The organism is Pseudomonas sp. NDM (genome assembly GCF_003105095.1).
GTDB classification, from domain to species: domain Bacteria; phylum Pseudomonadota; class Gammaproteobacteria; order Pseudomonadales; family Pseudomonadaceae; genus Aquipseudomonas; species Aquipseudomonas moraviensis_A.
In genome coordinates, this window is the sequence record NZ_QETJ01000021.1 from 1 (window position 1) to 15,973 (window position 15,973).

The window sequence follows — 15,973 nt, forward strand, 5'->3', positions numbered from 1 at the left end:
TTCATTTGAAGATCAAAATCAAAAGATCGCAGCCTCGTTTCACTCGACAGCTCCTACAAGGGATCGTGGCGCTCAGTTGGCCGTTCGCTCATGAATGCTTCCAGTCGCGAACGCAGCCAGCGTTCGGCCGGGTCGCTGTCGACATGGCTGAGCCAGACCATCGACAGGTCCAGCGTCGGCGTCTTGAACGGAAATGGTTCCTGGAACAGCGCCCCGGACGCCGCCATCGCCGCTGCGGTGTAGTCCGGCAGGCTGGCGATCAGGTCGGTGCCCGCCAGCAGCGCCGGCAGCGCGCTGTACTGCGGCACCGACAACACCACCTGGCGCGTCCGGCCCAGCTCCGCCAGCCATTCATCGGCATAGCCACTGACATTGGCCGTGTGCGACACCAGTACATGCGGGCGAGCGCAATATTCGTCGAGAGTCAGCGGCGTATCAGAGGCGTCGGCGCGCAGGATGCTCGGCTGGATATGTCGCAGCAGTTTGCGTTTGGCGTTGGCCGGCAGGCCACGGGTCTGGCTGATGCCGACGGTGATATCGCCAGCCGCGAGAAGATCGGGAATCCGCCAGTAATCGACATGCTGCACGACGAACACCACGTTCGGTGCTTCCTGGCGCAGAGCGCGCAACAGCGGCGGCAGGAGGCCGAATTCGACGTCATCGGACAGGCCGATGCGAAAGGTCATGGTGCTGGTGGCGGGGTCGAAATCGCGGGTCAGGCTCAGCGCCGCCGACAGCGAGTCGAGTGCCGGTTTGAGATGGCGGTAGATATCTTCGGCACGGGCCGTCGGTTCCATGCGATGACCGACGCGGATGAACAGCGGGTCGTTGAGCATCGTGCGCAAACGGTTGAGCGCCGAGCTGATGGTCGGCTGGCCGAGGAACAGCTTCTCCGCCGCGCGGGTCACGTTGCGTTCGAGCATCAGAGTCTCAAACACCACCATCAGGTTGATGTCGGCCTTGCGAAGTTCATTGCGGTTCATCCATTGCCCCTGCTCCCCGGAATAGCGGCAGTGTAGAAAGGCCTTGGGCATTGCGTCCATAAACGTTTCCGAGACAGCGTTGCAGAAACATCCGCGAACGATTGGAAACAAATCCGCGATAGCCAAAAAAACCCTCTGCGCTAGGCTTGCGTCGATGCGCCACACAGGTTGGCGCGCCTATCGATCGCAGGGAGCGAACCGTATGTATTTCGAAATCTACCGACAAACCCGAGGCACCCCGAGCACCGGCAAAGGCCAATGGCGCTGGCGCCTGCGTGCGCGCAACCACGAGACGGTGGCCAGTGGTGAGTCGTACGTGAACAAGGCCGATTGCCTGCATGTGATCAACCTGATCAAAGCCGTACAGGGCGAGACGCCGATCAAGGAGATTTGAGCCAGGCGACCGTCCTTGTTGGAAAGACGGGCCGTTGGTCGCCATTCAGAACGGTTACTTGAATACCCATCCGCTATGCTCATCAAAGGTGCATGTGCTGCGATTGCCGCTGCCATGCACCTGACCGTCCATTGATCCCGCAGAGGTTACGCGCGATGAAATCACTTGCCGCAATCTGCCTTGCAATACTGGCCCTGAGCGCCCAGCCCGGCCACGCGGACACCCTCGATGCATTCGTCGAAGAAGCGGCCCAGCAGAGCCTGTTCCAGAACAACAGCGCACATATCGCGCTGGAAAAGGCCACCCTGCCCGAGGTCAAAGCGTTCGCCAGACAAATGATTGCCGACCATGAGCGTTTCGATAAACAGCTCCGGCAGCTGGGGGAGAGCCAACGCATGGCGGTGCCGACAGAACCTTCAGTAGCCTCGAAAGCCAAGCAACTGCGCCTCGAGTCTCGCGACGATTCCTTCGACCGTATCTACATCGACAGCCAGGCCGAAACCCTCGAGCAAAAACTGATGCTGTTCAAGAAAGAAGCCATGTCGTCGCAAGATCCGCAGCTCAAGGCTTTCGCTCAAGCAGTCTTGCCGGGCATTGAAAAACAGGCGAAAACTGCTCGGGACCTGCAGGAAAAACTCAAACCGTCAGCGGGCGCGCTGAAGTCCGTCAACCCTTGAGCGAACCGCGGAACGATCAAAACTGCAAAAGAATCACACCCACCAATACGGCGATTACCGCAGATACCGCCATCACTTGGGTCGAGGTGAACGCCAGCGCCGCCTCCTTGGAACGGCCGACGAAGCGGCCACGAATCTGATGTAAACCTGGCTGCGCTTCGAACAGGTTGTCCGGGTGCTCGTTGTCCTCAGGTTCACTGGTCTGCTGACCGGTCCAGGCGCTGCGCGCCAGCAAACGATCCAGCAAACCTGGCATGACCGACTGGCCAACGATCGCCTTGATCGTCGACCATCCCAGCCACAACTCTCGCGGCGGGTGTTTGACCACGCTGAAAATCGCTCGCGCTGCCACGTCCGGGTCATGGATCGGCGGCACAGGTTGCGGGCGTCTGGGCAATTTGTTGCGTGCCCAGTCGAACTGCGGCGTGTTGATCGCCGGCAGTTGCACCATGCACACGCGGATACCGCTGCGCTCATGCAGTAACTCGCAGCGCAACGCGTCGGTAAAACCGCGCACGGCGAATTTTGCCCCGCAGTAAGCGGCCTGCAACGGAATGGCGCGATATGCCAGCGCCGAGCCGACCTGAATGATCAGCCCCTTGTTGCGCGGGCGCATCAACGACAGCGCTGCCAACGTGCCGTGGACGGTGCCGAGATAGGTCACCTGGGTGACGCGCTCAATCTCGGCGGCGGACAATTGCTCTATCGGCGAGAGCACTGTGACCATCGCCGCATTGATCCACACCGTCAAAGGCCCGAGCCTGGCTTCCATTTGCTGCGCGGCCTCCTGCACGGCAAGCGCATCGGCAACGTCGACGCTGACGGCAGCCACCTCGACCCCATACATTTCCAGCTCCTGTTGCGTAGCGGCCAATCCTGCGGGATCGCGCGCCAGCAAGCCGATGCTATACCCGCCAGCGGCAAACCGATGCGCCACCGCGCGCCCGACGCCAGCACTGGCGCCGCTTATCACCACCAAAGGTTGCTCCTGCATGAACCGTCCTCGTTGACGCTCAGTCAATCGGCCCGATATTGATCATCAGGTCGTCACCCAGCCCCTGCACCTTGGCCAGCACATCCACCGGCGTTTCGCTGGAAAAATGCACGACATAGCCCATGCCGCTGCCGTCCTCCTCGATCGCGCTGACCCACAGCTCGACCTCGTCGGCGTCCAGCCCCAGCGCCTGGCCGAACTGACGGTTGCGGTGATCGGAATCGGTTTCGTCCATCGGGTAATCGCTCATGACCAACATCTCCTCGGGGATCAGTCCCCTCACTGGTTGCTCAATGGGGTCTTAAGGATGGACGCCTGCCGCGCGACGACAGTTCGTTTTTTTAATCGAGCATCGAGCGCAGCTTGCGCAACAGGTCCACCGGTGCGTAGGGCTTGGCGATCAATTCGAATTCATTGTCAGTCAGCACATCCGGCGTCGACTCGTCCGCGCAGTACCCGGTCGTGAGCAGGATTTTAATGGCCGGATAGCGTTGGCTGACCTCCCGCGCCAGTGCCAGCCCGTTCATCTCGCCAGGCATGACCAGATCGGTGAATACCAGGTCGTATTCGCTACTCTGCAGCACGGCCAGTGCCTCGCTCGCATCTGCAACGAGGTCAGTGTGATAACCCTGTTCAGACAATACAAAGCGCGCCAGTTCAGCGACTTCGGCGCGGTCCTCGACGATCAGGATGCGCTCGGTACCCTTGAGGTTTTCGGCGGCGTAAGGCGCACCAGTTGCCGATGGCTGACTGTCGTCCGCCGGGAAGAACAGGCGCACCGTAGTGCCGAGTCCCGGCGTCGATTCGATTTTGACCACGCCGCCGGATTGCTTGACGAAGCCGTAGACCATCGAAAGCCCGAGACCGGCACCGTTGCCTTCTTCTTTGGTGGTGAAAAAAGGCTCCATCACTTTGTCGAGATCGTCGGCGGCTATGCCCACGCCGTTATCGGCAACCGCGATGCAGACGTAACGCCCCGCCGCCAGTCCGCCCTGATGCGGATCCGTCGGATCCGGTACATCGACGTTGCGGGTCTGCACGGTGACCACAGGTTGCTGCTGGTCAACCAGCGCATCACAGGCGTTGGAGAGCAAATGGTTCAGCGCCATCTCCGCCTGCGCCGGGTCGAGGCGGCAATTCCACAAATCCTCGGCCAACTCGAATTGCGGCTCCGGATCGCAGGATTCCGTTGCCGGCAGCGTTGACCGCTCGAGCAAGGCATTGAGATTGATCACCCGGCCCTCAAGCCGTTGCCGCCGGGAAAACGCCAGCAGATGCTGAGTCAGCAGACGGGCTTTTTCCGCCGCCGCACGGGCGTGACCAGCGCCGACCACGATGCGCTGCGGGTCGATGCTAGGGCGTTTAGCGGTGTGCTGGATCAGCTCGATGTAGCCGATCATCACTTGCAGCAGGTTGTTGAAATCGTGGGCGATGCCACCGGTCAACTGCCCCAGTGCTTCCATGTTCTCGCTGTAACGCAAACCGTCCTCGGCGTCACGGCGTCGGCTGACGTCCATTTGCGAGGCGAAGAAATACACCAGTTGCCCGCGCTCGTTGAATAACGGCGCGATAAACAGCTCGTTCCAGAACGATGAACCGTCCTTGCGATAGTTGAGCACTTCCACGCAGGTTTCGTGGTGATGTCTCAACGCTTGTTTGACCTGTTGCAACACGGCGCGATCGGTCTGCTCGCCTTGCAGAAATCGGCAGTTGCGCCCGAGCACCTCTTCCCGCTCGTAGCCACTGAGTTCAAGAAAGGCATTGTTGGCAAAAATAATGGGATCATCGGCCTGCGCAGGATCGGTGACGATCATGGCCATGCGGCTGACCTGCACCGCCGCGAAGAACACATCTTTGCGCTCTTGCGAAAGGACCGCCACATCGGCTCGGTCGACGATCGGCCTGGAATTTCTAGGCAAGTTGACCTCCGCTGAGTTACTTCCGTTTCGCTGAGACCACCATCACCGATCGGAGTGCCGCGATCGAACGCCGGCAGCGCAGGTGTCCGATGAGTTGCCGCAGACTGTCGAGGGATCCGAAGCGTGTCGCTGATTGTCGAAAGCACACCGAGCACTGCACGCGGTTATCGCGTTCGGCAGCCTGCATAGTCAAATCCGAACCGCCAGGGAGAACCACCGTGGATTTGTTGTTTCTGGGCACGTCAGCCGGCGTGCCGACCCGCCAGCGCAATGTCAGCGCCACGGCATTGATCGCGTCTGCGGGCAAGGGCTGGTACCTGATCGATTGCGGTGAAGGCACCCAGCATCAGGTGTTGCGCACACCGCTGTCGCTCAGTGAGCTGCGGGGGATTTTCATCACTCACGTGCACGCCGATCACTGCCTCGGCCTGCCGGGGTTGCTGGCGAGCACGGGCATGTCGGGGCGCACGCGGCCGCTGGATATTGTGCTGCCGACAGCGCTGCATCCGTGGCTGAAAATGAGCCTTGAGGTGACGCAATCGCACCTGCCCTTTGAGATCAACCTGCACGCCGTGGAAACGCTCACAGAATGGCGCAACGTCAACGTTCAAGTGCAGACCGTCGAGCTGTCCCACCGTGTGCCGTGTAATGGTTATGTATTTACCGAGTCCGATCCGGAGCCGCGTCTGGACGTGCAGCGCCTCGAGGCCGAAGGCATAGAGCGCGGCCCGCTCTGGGGTCAGCTGGCCCATGGTCAGGACGTAGAACACAACGGGCAGTTGTTGCATGCGCGGGATTACTTGCTCAGCTCACGACCTGATCGGCGCATCATTGTCTGCGGCGATAACGATCGCCCGGCACTGCTGGCCGAAGTGGCGCAATCGGCGGATGTGTTGGTGCATGAAGCGACATTCGTGCAAGCAGCGATCGACCGCGCTCGCGCCAGTTACGGCCACAGCAGCGCCGCCGCTGTCGCCGGTTTTGCCGAGTCCGCCGGCGTACGCAACCTGGTGCTGACGCATTTCAGCGCCCGCTATCAGGCCAATCCGGCTGTGAGTCCGTCGATCGAAGATGTGCGTAGTGAAGCGGCGTCGCTGTATCACGGCCAGCTGATTCTGGCGCGTGACCTGCGGCGTTATCACCTGGATCGGTCGGGGCATTTGCAGCCGGTGGCGACTGAGCGCAAACCGCTGCAGGTCGCGCCATAATCCGCTACCGCGTCCGCCCGGTTGACAGGCGGACGCTGGCACGCGAGCTTACTTCTTGGCTTCCTTGTCCGGATCCGCCGAGCGTTCGAGAAACGCTTCGGTCAGTTGCGGCAGATGCTTGAGCAGCCATTCGGACATGGCCACTTCCTGCGGCAGAATCTTTTCGCAGGCCTTCTGTGTCTGCTTGTCCCCCGCCGCTTTCGCCGCTGCAATAAGCACGGTGTAACTGGCGATTTCCATGTTTTCGAATACATAACCGGCCATGGCGCCCTTGATCACCTCGTCGCTCATCAAGGAGCCGCCGACGGCCTGACCGAACGCCATCAGCTTGCCGCCCAGGTCTTTGATCGTCGACGAATCACCGCCCAGGCGTTGCAGGCATTCGTCGATGAGTTTCTGCTGGCCGAGGGTTTCTTCGATGTGCTGATCAATGCGCGCCTTGAGCTTCGGGTAATGCTCCAGACGCTTGGACTGCGCCTTGAGCATCTGCTCGGCCTGTTGCTCCATGGCGTGGGCGTCACGCAGCCAGTCGAGCAGATTTTCCTGTGGAGTAGCCATTGTCGAGTCCTCTTCTTGATGATTTCCCAATGATCAACCGGGGCGCGCCGTCGCATGTCAGGCGCGCCCCACGTGCCTCACAACCCAGGCTTGGCTTGCGCGCCGGAGCCCAGATCCGCTCCAGTGACCGGCTCGCTGTTGGGGTCGGACATGGTGCGCATCTTCATGTTTTCCAGCAGCGCTTCGTCGGCGCTGTCCAGTTGCACGGTGGCCAGACCATCGCCGCCGTCGACTGCTGGCGTCGGGTCTTCGACAAACTCCCAATCGTCTCCCTGGTTCCAGGGACCGCGCATGCTTTCGGTGCCTTGCGACATGTTGAAGTACACGTTGGTGAACTCCGGCATGCCCGGCAGCTTGCCTTGCGGGAAGTTGGGCTGAATCGAGTGCAGGGCTTTTTCGAACGACAACTGGTGGGCGATCTCGCGGGTCATCAGAAAGCCGAGCGCCTCTTTCACGCCGGGGTCATCGGTCACGTTCATCAAGCGCTCATAGACGATCTTCGCCCGTGCTTCGGCGGCGATATTGGAGCGCATGTCAGCGGTGGGCTCGCCGATGGTATCGACGTACGCCGCCGTCCATGGCACACCTGCCGAGTTGGTCAACGGCGAACCGGCACCATAGAGCAGGCTGGTGATGTGCGAGTCATTGCCGTTGCCATTGAGCGAACGATACAGCTCGCCCTCCTGCTCGACGCCTTCGGCCATCCGGCCTTTTGCGCCTTTGTTGAGCATGACGATGATCGAGCCAATGATCTCCAGGTGACTGAGTTCTTCAGTGGCGATGTCCATCAGCAGGTCTTTGCGTCCCGGATCTTCCTCGGCCAGGGCTTGAGTGAAATAGCGCGAAGCCGCCGCCAGTTCACCTTGTGCGCCGCCAAATTGCTCGAGCAACAGATTGGCCAGCCCCGGATTGGGCTCGGCAACACGAACGGTGTATTGAAGTCGCTTGTTATGTAGAAACATGACAAATCTCCTCAGTCGGATAAGCGTGGCAAGTCGTCGGGTGAAAGCCTGCCTACCCTTTTGTGAAGCATTGTCTTTGCGGAAATTTCAAAAAAATTGCGGTAACAGGACAAATGGTTTGAACCGTATGGGCAAGTGAAACGGCGGCTTGCCGCTGGTACGACTCGCACTTGGTTAAATGGAACCAATGACAAAAGATCGGGTTGTCCGCCCGCGAGTTCGAGCTGGCCGGGCCTGCCTGGGTCAACGCAGCAAATGCACCAGCAACCCGATCAGCGCACAGCCCAGCAGCACCTGAATCACCCCGCGCTTGAAGCGAAACAGCGCAATGGCCGCGGCAATGGCAATCAATGCCGACGGCCAATCCAGGCTGCCGTTGAAGCCCTGCGGCCAGAGCACGTGGTAGCCGAAGAAACACGCCAGATTGAGAATCACGCCAACCACCGCGGCGGTGATCGCGGTCAGCGGTGCAGTGAATTTGAGTTCATCGTGGGTCGACTCCACCAACGGACCGCCGGCGAGGATGAACAGAAATGAGGGCAGAAAGGTGAACCACGTCACCAGCGCAGCGGCGACCGCGCCGGCGAGAAACACCTGATCGGCGCCAAACACCTGCGACACATAAGCCCCGACAAACCCGACAAACGCCACTACCATGATCAGCGGTCCGGGGGTGGTTTCGCCCAGTGCCAGCCCATCGATCATCTGCGTCGGGGTCAGCCAGCCGTAGTGACCGACTGCGCCCTGATAGACATAGGGCAGCACCGCATACGCCCCGCCAAAGGTAAGCAGCGCAGCTTTGGTGAAGAACCAGCTCATCTGCGTCAGCGTGCCATGCCAGCCGAACAGCGCAGTCAACACGCCCATCGGCAATGCCCATAGCGCGGCGCCGATCACGGCGAGCATCGCCAGTTTCGTCCAACTGAAGCGGGCATGTGCTGGCGATGGCGTGTCGTCATCGATCAATGCCGGGCCGAAAGACTTGTTCGCCGCGCTATGCCCGCCGACCCTGAACTTCTCAGGCGCCAGTCGACCGCCGAAGTAGCCGATCACCGCCGCGCCCAGCACGATCAGCGGGAACGGCACATTGAGCGCAAAGATCGCGGTAAACGACGCCGCCGCAATCGCCCACAGCCAATTATTCTTCAGCGCCCGCGAACCGATGCGATGCGCCGCCTGCACAACAATGGCCGTTACCGCAGGCTTGATCCCATAAAACAAACCGGCCACCACCGGTACTTCACCGAAAGCGATGTACAGCCATGACAGGAAAATCAGGATGAACAGCGAAGGCAACACGAAGAACGCACCGGCCACCACCCCGCCCCAACTTCGATGCATCAGCCAGCCGATGTAGGTTGCCAATTGCTGCGCCTCCGGCCCGGGCAGCAACATGCAGTAGTTCAACGCGTGCAGAAAACGCCGCTCGGAAATCCAGCGCCGCCGCTCGACCAACTCCTGGTGCATGATCGAAATCTGCCCGGCCGGCCCGCCGAAACTGATAAACCCCAGCTTCAACCAGAACCAGAACGCCTCGCGCAAACTCACGGCCTGCGGCTTCACCTCGCCACCACCCGCCAACGGCTGAACTTCACTCATCGAGCTGTCCTTTAGTGCAGTCGGCAGGTTGTACCCGAAAAGCGCAACGAACAAAACGCCAGAAACGAAAAAGCCCCCGTAATCAGCAATGATTACGGGGGCTTTGTCTTGTTCAATAATGGCGGAGAGATAGGGATTCGAACCCTAGGTACCGGTGAAGGTACAACGGATTTCGAATCCGTCCCATTCGGCCACTCTGGCATCTCTCCAACGGCGCGCATCATAACAACACTTTCGTTGGTTGCGAACCCCCCAAACGAAATTTTTTCCGTGCTATCAGATGCTTGCGTCGATTAAAGCGGTACGCCCAGACGAGCGGCGACTTCTTCGTAGGCTTCGATGACGTCACCGAGGCCCTGGCGGAAGCGGTCCTTGTCCATCTTCTTCTTGGTGTCCTTGTCCCACAGACGGCAGCCGTCCGGGCTGAACTCGTCGCCGAGGACGATGGAGCCGTCGCTGAACACGCCGAATTCAAGCTTGAAGTCGACCAGCAGCAGGCCGGCGTCGTCGAACAGTTTGCTCAGGACTTCGTTGACCTTGAGCGACAGTTCCTTCATGCGCGCCAGTTGCTCGGCGGTGCCCCAGCCGAACGCCACGACGTGGGATTCGTTGATGAACGGGTCGCCTTTGGCGTCGTCCTTGAGGAACAGTTCGAAGGTGTACGGGTTGAGCTTCATGCCCTCCTCGACGCCCAGACGCTTGACCAGGCTGCCGGCAGCGTAGTTACGCACGACGCATTCGACCGGGATCATGTCGAGCTTCTTCACCAGGCATTCGTTGTCGCCCAGCAGTTTGTCGAACTGGGTCGGTACGCCGGCCGCTTCGAGCTTCTGCATGATGAAGGCGTTGAACTTGTTGTTCACCATACCTTTGCGATCAAGCTGTTCGATGCGCTTGCCGTCGAACGCCGAAGTGTCGTTGCGAAACAGCAGGATCAAGCGGTCAGCGTCGTCGGTCTTGTAAACCGATTTGGCTTTGCCGCGGTAGAGTTCTTCACGTTTTTCCATGATGGGCTCCGCTTGCTAAGTAGGTGGGCTAGGCGATGTGGCGCCAGTCGAGCCCTGAATCTTGATCGGCCAGTTGCAGCCAGTCCGGGTCGCACCCGAGGGTGTCGACAAAACATTGCCGGGCCAGCTGCGGCAGGTTGTTCTTGCTGCTCAGATGGGCCAGGACCAGGTGTTGCAAGCCCTGCCAGCCCAACTCGGCCACCAGGAATGCCGCCTGATGGTTGTTCAGATGTCCGCGTTCGCCGCCCACCCGCTGCTTGAGAAAGTACGGGTAGTGACCACGGGCGAGCATGTCGCGGCAATGGTTCGACTCGATCATCAATGCATCGAGGTCCCGGTAGCCATCCAGCACCCGCTCACAGAACGATCCCAGGTCGGTCAGCAGGCCGAAGCGCCGCTGTTCCTGATCGCTGAAGACGTACTGGGTCGGCTCCTGCGCGTCATGGGCCACGGCAATGACCCCGACGTTCAGTGCGCCGATCTGCATCTGCTCGCCGCCGGCCAGAAAGCCTGCCGGTTCAAGCGGTTTGCGCATCCCGCGCAGCGTGCCGCGACTGAGGTACACCGGCAGATTGTAGCGCCGAGACAGCAGACCCACGCCATGCACGTGGTCGGCATGTTCGTGGGTCACGAGTATCGCGCTCAGTTGCGCCGGGTGCACACCCAGGCGCAACAGACGTCTTTCGGTTTCCCGCAGGGAAAAACCACAATCCACCAGCACGTACGTATCGGCACTGGCGATCAGCGTGCCGTTCCCTTGGCTACCGCTGCCGAGAACGGCAAAACGCATATCGGATCAGCCCAGGTTGTCCTGAATCACGCTCAGCACTTTACGCGCGACATCGGCCGGCGCGACGGTGTTGATGTTCTTTTCGACGGTGACCTGGATGTTCTCGCCCACCTTGCTCAGGCGAACCTGATAACGCTCGGCGCGGGCTTCGACTTCTTCCTTGCTCGGCGCGCTGCCGAACAGGCCGCTGAAGAAGCCAGGCTTGTCGTCTTTGTTCTCGGCTTTTTCGGCCAGGTTGATGTAGTACAGGCCCAGGCTGCGGTTGATGTCTTCAACGCGCCATTCGCCCTGTTCCAGCGCACGGCCGACGCTCGACCAGGCGCGGTCCAGATCGGTACCGACGTTCAACACCGGATTGCCGCTGCCGTCTTCGCTGAGGCTGACGCGGCTCGGCGCATCGAAATCACGCGAGGCCAGCATCGACACCGAACCACCCTTCTCGGAGGTGCGGCTCATGCTCGCGAGCATGTCGTCGACCAGCGCAGCGTCCAGGCCAGTGTTGACCGAACGGTTGGTGAAAGCCACGTCGGCCGTGCTGCCGGCAGGACGCTCGGCGCTGACCACGTAGATTTCACTGGTGTTGCGCTGCACGCCCGGCTCGATGCGCACGCGCACGCGGGTTTCGCTGTCGCTGGCGATACCGGCCGCGCTCAGGCGCTTGGCCATCGAAGCGGACAGTTCGTCGGAGTGCTGCCAGGTGGTAGTGAACTCACCGGTTTGCGGACGCTGTTCATCCAGACGGAAACCGTTGTCCTGGAAGAACTGCAGCGCCACTGGCCAGACTTCGGCCGGTGGATGCTGAGCCACGACCCAGCGCGAATCACCGCTTTTCTGCAGCGAGTAATCGGTGGCATCGGCAACCGCCGAAAGCGGCTGAGGGCGCGGAACCACGTATTCGCCCGTCGCGGTGTCGTCGGCCACGTTGCGCGGGATCGGCAACAGCGGATCGAGACGCTTGGCAGTGCTCACATCCGGTGGCAATTGCATCGGTGCAGTCTGTTGCGCTTGCAGGTAATCGCTTCCACGGTCGCGGAAATAACCTTCCGGCCCCCAGACCCATCCGCAGCCACTGGTGCTGGAGATAATCAAGGCAAGTGCGGAAAGTCCGGCCATTCGCTTCATGCGTTGTACTTCCTCAATTAAACCAGGACGCTGCACTGGCGCAGGGCCGAGCGCAGCGTTTCATGACAAGGAGTGCTCAGCCAGGTCAGTGGCAGGCGGATGCCTTCGTGCATCAGGCCCATTTCGACCAAAGCCCACTTCACCGGAATCGGGTTGGCTTCGATGAACAGGTCCTTGTGCAGCGGCATCAGTTTTTCGTTGATTGCGCGTGCGGTGTCAGCGTCGCCTTTCAGCGCGGCCTCGCACAGGTCAGCCATTTCGCGCGGGGCGACGTTGGCGGTGACCGAGATGTTGCCCTTACCGCCGAGCAGGATCAGCTCGACTGCGGTCGGATCATCGCCGGACAACACGATGAAATCCTTGCTCACGCCATCGATGATCGCCTTGGCGCGTTTCAGATCGCCGGTGGCTTCCTTGATGCCGATGATGTTCGGCACGCTGGACAGGCGAATCACGGTCTCGGCCTGCATGTCGCAGGAGGTGCGGCCGGGAACGTTGTAGAGAATCTGCGGAATGTCGACCGCTTCAGCGATGTGCTTGAAGTGCTGGTACAGACCTTCCTGGGTCGGCTTGTTGTAATAAGGAACCACCAGCAGGCAGGCATCGGCGCCGGCGGCCTTGGCGTTGCGGGTCAGTTCGACGGCTTCGCGGGTCGAGTTGGCGCCGGTGCCGGCGATGACCGGAATGCGCCCGGCAACCTGTTTGACCACGGCTTTGATGACGGCGATGTGCTCTTCTACATCAAGGGTGGCCGACTCGCCGGTAGTCCCGACGGCGACGATGGCATGGGTGCCGTTCTTGAGGTGGAAGTCCACGAGTTTGCTGAGGCTGTCCCAGTCAAGACGCCCTTGTGCATCCATGGGAGTGACCAGTGCCACCATACTGCCCGCAATCATGAAACCGCTCCTGCCGGAAAAAGAGAGCGGTAATGGTACTGGCGCCAAGATGCTTGCACAAGCGAAGTACTGCGCCGCCGCCATTCCCCTTGGCGCCGCTTTTCGCTACCCTTCAGACTTTGATCGGTACAGATCAGCTTGTACGCCGGGTTCCAGCCTCCCTTTTCGGCCTCCCAGGCCCCGTTCCTGCGTCGCATCGACGCGCTCCCGCACAGTGGAGCGAGCCGCGAGCGCAGGCCGGGTCTCTTATTACGGACCGCCAGAACAGGCACTCCCGACCAGCAACGCCCGTCAACCTACCGACCGCTCATCGCTTTAGGAATGCTGCATGTCCACCCCCACAGTTCGCGAACAATTCCTTGTCATCAGTGCCCTCGGCGCCAACCCCATGGAGCTGACCAACGTCCTGTGCCGCGCCAGCCATGAAAACCGCTGCGCCGTCGTCACCTCCCGCCTGACCCGCCACGGCGAGTGCAGCGCCCTGGTGCTGGAAGTTTCCGGTAGCTGGGACGCCCTGGCGCGCCTCGAAGGCAGCCTGCCGCTGCTGGCCAAGCGTCATGCGTTCACCGTCAACGTGGTGCGCAGCGCGGCGCTGGAAAATCGTCCGCAGGCCCTGCCTTACGTGGCCTACGTCAGCTCGGCCTATCGCCCGGACATCATCAATGAGCTGTGCCAGTTCTTCATGGACCACAACGTCGAACTGGAAAACCTCACCTGCGACACCTACCAGGCGCCCCAGACCGGCGGCACCATGCTCAACGCCACGTTCACCGTGACTCTGCCGGCCGGCACCCAGATCAGTTGGCTGCGCGATCAGTTCCTCGACTTCGCCGACGCAATGAACCTGGATGCCCTGATCGAGCCCTGGCGCCCACAAAACCCAATGTAAGGAAGCTTTCATGGCCGTTGTCATCGACCAACCGGTTGCGGATTTCACCGCGCCTGCGACCAGCGGGCAGACCGTCAGCCTGTCCGAACTCAAGGGCAAGCAAGTGGTGATCTACTTCTACCCGAAGGACAGCACCCCGGGCTGCACCACTCAGGGTCAGGGCTTTCGTGATCAATATGCGGCTTTCAAGGCTGCCAACACCGAAGTCTTCGGCATTTCCCGCGATAGCTTGAAGTCGCACGAAAACTTCAAAGGCAAGCAGCAATTCCCCTTCGAGCTGATCAGCGACAAGGACGAGGCGGTTTGCCAGTTGTTCGACGTGATCAAGCTGAAGAAGCTGTATGGCAAGGAATACCTGGGCGTTGATCGCAGCACATTCCTGATTGATAAGGACGGCGTGCTGCGTCAGGAATGGCGTGGTGTGAAAGTGCCGGGGCATGTTGATGCCGTGCTGGCGGCAGCTGAAGCTCTGAATAAAGCCTGATGTTTCTGTTGCGTCTTTGAAGACGCCTTCGCGAGCAAGCTCGCTCCCACAGTTGGAATGCCATCAACTGTGGGAGCGAGCCCGCTCGCAAATAGCCTCTCTGCAAAATCCGGATCAACCGCTAAAGCAACGGCGCCACCACCGGTTCCTTGCGCGGCCATGCATCCAGCACAGCCTTGAACAGCGTCGCCAGCGGGATCGCAAAGAACACACCCCAGAATCCCCACAACCCGCCAAACAACAACACCGCACAGATAATCGCCACCGGATGCAGGTTGACCGCTTCCGAGAACAACAGCGGCACCAGCACGTTGCCGTCCAGCGTCTGAATGATTCCGTAGACCGCCATCAGATAAATGAACTGATCGCTCCAGCCCCACTGGAACAGCGCAATCAGCAGCACCGGCACGGTCACCACTACGGCGCCGACATACGGCACCACCACCGACAAGCCGACCAGCAACGCCAGCAGTGCCGCATAGTTCAGACCCAGGGCGATAAAAGCGATGTAGGTCACGCCGCCGCAAATCACGATCTCGATGCCTTTACCACGGATGTAATTGGCGATCTGCCGGTTCATTTCCTGCGCTACGCGGGTGATCAACGCGCGCTCGCGGGGCAGATAGCCGCGCACCCACTCGCCGATCATCGCCCGATCCTTCAGGAAGAAAAACACCAGAATCGGCACCAGCACCAGGTAGATCATGATGTTCACCAGCAGCGGCAAACTCGACAGCGAGAACGTCAGCGCCCACTGGCCGAACTTGCCGATCTCGCCCCGCGCCGCTTCGATCGCTTGCAAGACTTGCTCGTCGGACACCAGATGCGGATAGCGCTCCGGCAATAGAAGCAGCAACGACTGCCACTTGGCGAGCATGCCTGGCAGTTCGTTGAACAGCGTGATCAACTGGTGCCACAACAGCGGCAGAACCACGACGATAAACAGCATCAGCGCGCCCATGAACAGCGCGAACACCAGCCCCACCGCCACGCCGCCGGGCACGCGCAGCCGCTCGAGTGTCACCACCAGGCCTTGCATCAGATACGCCAGCACCATGCCGGCGAGCACCGGGGCGAGCATGCCACCGAGGGTGAGCACGGCGGTGAAGGCGAGAACCAGCAGCACCGCCAGTACCACGGCTTCTTCATCGGAGAAGTAGCGCTGAATCCAGTCGCGTAACACTTTGAACATCAATAATCCCTTCGATTGTTAACGCGGTCGCTTCAGGCTTTCTTCAACCAGTAACGGTAGATTCCGGCCTCGTCCTCTTCACGCAGCAGCGCATGACCGGCCAGTTTGGCAAAGGTACGGAAGTCGCGCTGCGAACCGGCGTCCGTGGCGATCACCTTGAGCACGGCACCACTTGGCAGTTTATTGAGTTCCATTTTTGCCTTGAGCAACGGCAACGGACAGTTCAGGCCACTGGCGTCCAGTTCCACGTCATGGGCTACAGCGTCAGTCATTGCGTCACTCCGTTCGGGTTATCGAGC

The 15,973-nt window shown here is 60.5% G+C and carries 18 protein-coding genes and 1 tRNA gene; 5 read left to right on the forward strand and 14 right to left on the reverse strand.

Annotated features, from left to right (window positions below):
- Positions 1-53: 53 nt before the first annotated feature.
- Complete coding sequence (locus tag DCO47_RS07550) at positions 54-983, reverse strand: LysR substrate-binding domain-containing protein (RefSeq protein ID WP_042607421.1); 930 nt, start codon at positions 981-983, stop codon at positions 54-56.
- 202 nt (positions 984-1,185) lie between these two features.
- Between DCO47_RS07550 and DCO47_RS07555 the strand changes: the two genes are divergently transcribed.
- Positions 1,186-1,377, forward strand: coding sequence for a DUF1508 domain-containing protein (locus tag DCO47_RS07555; RefSeq protein ID WP_016771242.1), 192 nt, complete (start codon positions 1,186-1,188; stop codon positions 1,375-1,377).
- Between the two features lie 155 nt (positions 1,378-1,532).
- Complete coding sequence (locus DCO47_RS07560; protein WP_159245214.1) at positions 1,533-2,054, forward strand: DUF4142 domain-containing protein; 522 nt, start codon at positions 1,533-1,535, stop codon at positions 2,052-2,054.
- Positions 2,055-2,070: 16 nt separating this feature from the next.
- Here the strand turns inward: DCO47_RS07560 and DCO47_RS07565 are convergent, their stop codons facing one another.
- The 3 genes from DCO47_RS07565 to DCO47_RS07575 form a co-directional block, all read right to left on the reverse strand.
- Positions 2,071-3,048 (reverse strand): SDR family oxidoreductase, encoded by a 978-nt coding sequence (locus DCO47_RS07565; protein ID WP_064362562.1) that lies wholly within the window; start codon positions 3,046-3,048, stop codon positions 2,071-2,073.
- Between the two features lie 19 nt (positions 3,049-3,067).
- The gene (locus tag DCO47_RS07570; protein ID WP_064362564.1) at positions 3,068-3,298 is read right to left on the reverse strand and encodes a hypothetical protein; all 231 of its coding nucleotides are present in this window, start codon (positions 3,296-3,298) and stop codon (positions 3,068-3,070) included.
- A 91-nt stretch (positions 3,299-3,389) separates the two neighbouring features.
- Positions 3,390-4,967, reverse strand: a complete 1,578-nt coding sequence (locus DCO47_RS07575) for a histidine kinase famiy protein (RefSeq protein WP_116657842.1) — start codon at positions 4,965-4,967, stop codon at positions 3,390-3,392.
- Positions 4,968-5,185: 218 nt separating this feature from the next.
- On the opposite strand from DCO47_RS07575, the gene DCO47_RS07580 reads away from it, so the two are divergent.
- On the forward strand, positions 5,186-6,175 hold the full coding sequence (locus DCO47_RS07580; protein WP_116657843.1) for a ribonuclease Z: 990 nt from the start codon (positions 5,186-5,188) through the stop codon (positions 6,173-6,175).
- A 48-nt stretch (positions 6,176-6,223) separates the two neighbouring features.
- Here the strand turns inward: DCO47_RS07580 and DCO47_RS07585 are convergent, their stop codons facing one another.
- The 8 genes from DCO47_RS07585 to dapA all read right to left on the reverse strand — a co-directional run bounded on the left by DCO47_RS07585 (position 6,224) and on the right by dapA (position 13,109).
- Positions 6,224-6,733, reverse strand: a complete 510-nt coding sequence (locus tag DCO47_RS07585) for a ferritin-like domain-containing protein (RefSeq protein ID WP_042607417.1) — start codon at positions 6,731-6,733, stop codon at positions 6,224-6,226.
- A 77-nt stretch (positions 6,734-6,810) separates the two neighbouring features.
- Positions 6,811-7,695: a manganese catalase family protein gene (locus DCO47_RS07590; protein ID WP_064362567.1), complete on the reverse strand. Its 885-nt coding sequence runs from the start codon at positions 7,693-7,695 to the stop codon at positions 6,811-6,813.
- Between the two features lie 243 nt (positions 7,696-7,938).
- Positions 7,939-9,294 (reverse strand): chromate efflux transporter, encoded by a 1,356-nt coding sequence (gene chrA / locus DCO47_RS07595; protein ID WP_116657844.1) that lies wholly within the window; start codon positions 9,292-9,294, stop codon positions 7,939-7,941.
- Positions 9,295-9,413: 119 nt separating this feature from the next.
- A tRNA-Ser gene (locus tag DCO47_RS07600) sits at positions 9,414-9,503 on the reverse strand.
- 84 nt (positions 9,504-9,587) lie between these two features.
- Positions 9,588-10,301: a phosphoribosylaminoimidazolesuccinocarboxamide synthase gene (purC, locus tag DCO47_RS07605; protein ID WP_016771262.1), complete on the reverse strand. Its 714-nt coding sequence runs from the start codon at positions 10,299-10,301 to the stop codon at positions 9,588-9,590.
- A gap of 28 nt (positions 10,302-10,329) precedes the next feature.
- On the reverse strand, positions 10,330-11,091 hold the full coding sequence (locus DCO47_RS07610; RefSeq protein WP_042607414.1) for an MBL fold metallo-hydrolase: 762 nt from the start codon (positions 11,089-11,091) through the stop codon (positions 10,330-10,332).
- Positions 11,092-11,097: 6 nt separating this feature from the next.
- Complete coding sequence (gene bamC, locus DCO47_RS07615; RefSeq protein WP_042607413.1) at positions 11,098-12,213, reverse strand: outer membrane protein assembly factor BamC; 1,116 nt, start codon at positions 12,211-12,213, stop codon at positions 11,098-11,100.
- A 17-nt stretch (positions 12,214-12,230) separates the two neighbouring features.
- On the reverse strand, positions 12,231-13,109 hold the full coding sequence (gene dapA / locus DCO47_RS07620; RefSeq protein WP_083353369.1) for a 4-hydroxy-tetrahydrodipicolinate synthase: 879 nt from the start codon (positions 13,107-13,109) through the stop codon (positions 12,231-12,233).
- 328 nt (positions 13,110-13,437) lie between these two features.
- Between dapA and DCO47_RS07630 the strand changes: the two genes are divergently transcribed.
- Positions 13,438-13,998, forward strand: a complete 561-nt coding sequence (locus DCO47_RS07630; protein ID WP_042607411.1) for a glycine cleavage system protein R — start codon at positions 13,438-13,440, stop codon at positions 13,996-13,998.
- 10 nt (positions 13,999-14,008) lie between these two features.
- Positions 14,009-14,482, forward strand: a complete 474-nt coding sequence (locus DCO47_RS07635; protein WP_039760907.1) for a peroxiredoxin — start codon at positions 14,009-14,011, stop codon at positions 14,480-14,482.
- Between the two features lie 121 nt (positions 14,483-14,603).
- Here the strand turns inward: DCO47_RS07635 and DCO47_RS07640 are convergent, their stop codons facing one another.
- Together DCO47_RS07640 and DCO47_RS07645 are read right to left on the reverse strand one after the other, a co-directional pair.
- Positions 14,604-15,674 (reverse strand): AI-2E family transporter, encoded by a 1,071-nt coding sequence (locus DCO47_RS07640; RefSeq protein WP_041478862.1) that lies wholly within the window; start codon positions 15,672-15,674, stop codon positions 14,604-14,606.
- A 32-nt stretch (positions 15,675-15,706) separates the two neighbouring features.
- Entirely contained in the window at positions 15,707-15,946 is a 240-nt protein-coding gene (locus DCO47_RS07645) for a sulfurtransferase TusA family protein (protein ID WP_064362576.1), read from the reverse strand.
- Positions 15,947-15,973: the final 27 nt, after the last annotated feature.

Bases quoted from the DNA above. Each gene is read 5' to 3' on its own strand.
- DCO47_RS07550 (WP_042607421.1), bottom strand. From the start codon at position 983: ATGAACCGCAATGAACTTCGCAAGGCCGACATCAACCTGATGGTGGTG.
- DCO47_RS07555 (WP_016771242.1), top strand. From the start codon at position 1,186: ATGTATTTCGAAATCTACCGACAAACCCGAGGCACCCCGAGCACCGGC.
- DCO47_RS07560 (WP_159245214.1), top strand. From the start codon at position 1,533: ATGAAATCACTTGCCGCAATCTGCCTTGCAATACTGGCCCTGAGCGCC.
- DCO47_RS07565 (WP_064362562.1), bottom strand. From the start codon at position 3,048: ATGCAGGAGCAACCTTTGGTGGTGATAAGCGGCGCCAGTGCTGGCGTC.
- DCO47_RS07570 (WP_064362564.1), bottom strand. From the start codon at position 3,298: ATGAGCGATTACCCGATGGACGAAACCGATTCCGATCACCGCAACCGT.
- DCO47_RS07585 (WP_042607417.1), bottom strand. From the start codon at position 6,733: ATGGCTACTCCACAGGAAAATCTGCTCGACTGGCTGCGTGACGCCCAC.
- DCO47_RS07590 (WP_064362567.1), bottom strand. From the start codon at position 7,695: ATGTTTCTACATAACAAGCGACTTCAATACACCGTTCGTGTTGCCGAG.
- chrA (WP_116657844.1), bottom strand. From the start codon at position 9,294: ATGAGTGAAGTTCAGCCGTTGGCGGGTGGTGGCGAGGTGAAGCCGCAG.
- purC (WP_016771262.1), bottom strand. From the start codon at position 10,301: ATGGAAAAACGTGAAGAACTCTACCGCGGCAAAGCCAAATCGGTTTAC.
- DCO47_RS07610 (WP_042607414.1), bottom strand. From the start codon at position 11,091: ATGCGTTTTGCCGTTCTCGGCAGCGGTAGCCAAGGGAACGGCACGCTG.
- bamC (WP_042607413.1), bottom strand. From the start codon at position 12,213: ATGAAGCGAATGGCCGGACTTTCCGCACTTGCCTTGATTATCTCCAGC.
- dapA (WP_083353369.1), bottom strand. From the start codon at position 13,109: ATGATTGCGGGCAGTATGGTGGCACTGGTCACTCCCATGGATGCACAA.
- DCO47_RS07630 (WP_042607411.1), top strand. From the start codon at position 13,438: ATGTCCACCCCCACAGTTCGCGAACAATTCCTTGTCATCAGTGCCCTC.
- DCO47_RS07635 (WP_039760907.1), top strand. From the start codon at position 14,009: ATGGCCGTTGTCATCGACCAACCGGTTGCGGATTTCACCGCGCCTGCG.
- DCO47_RS07640 (WP_041478862.1), bottom strand. From the start codon at position 15,674: ATGTTCAAAGTGTTACGCGACTGGATTCAGCGCTACTTCTCCGATGAA.
- DCO47_RS07645 (WP_064362576.1), bottom strand. From the start codon at position 15,946: ATGACTGACGCTGTAGCCCATGACGTGGAACTGGACGCCAGTGGCCTG.